1 protein-coding gene is annotated in these 924 nt (G+C 61.4%); it reads right to left on the bottom strand.

Annotated elements, in window-relative coordinates; translation table 11 throughout:
* Positions 1 to 16: 16 nt before the first annotated feature.
* Positions 17 to 910 carry a UTP--glucose-1-phosphate uridylyltransferase GalU gene (galU, locus tag FOY56_RS23380; protein ID WP_146348541.1) on the bottom strand — a complete coding sequence of 298 codons (894 nt, stop codon included), beginning with the start codon at positions 908 to 910 and terminating at the stop codon, positions 17 to 19.
* Positions 911 to 924: the final 14 nt, after the last annotated feature.

Raw genomic sequence — 924 nt, 5'->3', positions numbered from 1 at the left:
GCCTTCATGTTTTGCCTTACTGCGCGGCCTTGTCGATGTGGACGATGTCTTCGAGGTAGCGGGCAAGGTCGTCGCGCAGGTCGTCGCGGGCCAGGGCGAAGGCCACTGTCGCCTGCAGGAACCCGGCCTTGGACCCACAATCGAACCGCTGGCCGCGGAACCGGAAGCCGTGGACGTTGTTTTCGTTGACGATGTCTTCGGCAATGGCATCGGTCAGCTGGATCTCTCCGCCCGTGCCGTGCTTCATCTTGTTGAGGTTCTGCAGCACCGAGGGGCTCAGAATATAACGCCCGATCACCGCCAGGTTCGAGGGCGCCTCATCGGCTTTGGGCTTTTCGACCATGCCCTTGACCTTGATCACCTGGCCGTTCTCTTCGGCCACATCGAGCACCCCGTACGAGCTGGCCTTTTCGGGCGGAACTTCCATCGCCGCGACCATATTGCCGCCGGTTTCCTCATACGCCTCGACCATCTGCTGCAGGCAGGGCGTCTCAGCCGCGATCACGTCATCGGGCAGCATCACCGCAAAAGGTTCGTTGGCGATCAGGCGGCGCGCGCACCACACCGCATGGCCCAGACCCAGCGCCTTGTGCTGGCGGATATAGGCAATCGCGCCGCTTTCCATGTTGGTTTCTTTCAGCGTCTCAAGCAGCGCGTCCTTGCCCTTTTTGCGCAGCTCCTGCTCCAGCGTCGGGTGCTGATCAAAGTAATCCTCAAGCGCGCCCTTGCCGCGCGAGGTCACAAAGATGAACTCCTTGATCCCCGCCGCGCGCGCCTCGTCGATGGCGTATTGCACCAGCGGACGGTCAACCAGCGTCATGATCTCTTTGGGCACCGACTTGGTCGCCGGCAGGAACCGCGTCCCCAAACCCGCAACCGGAAAAATCGCTTTCGTCACCTTCTTGCGCATGATCGTCCTCAATA

The sequence above is a fragment of the Falsiphaeobacter marinintestinus genome, assembly GCF_007923355.1.
GTDB classification, from domain to species: domain Bacteria; phylum Pseudomonadota; class Alphaproteobacteria; order Rhodobacterales; family Rhodobacteraceae; genus Phaeobacter_A; species Phaeobacter_A marinintestinus.
Note: the sequence above shows the minus strand (reverse complement) of the source record. Positions and strands in the feature narration are given on the sequence as shown.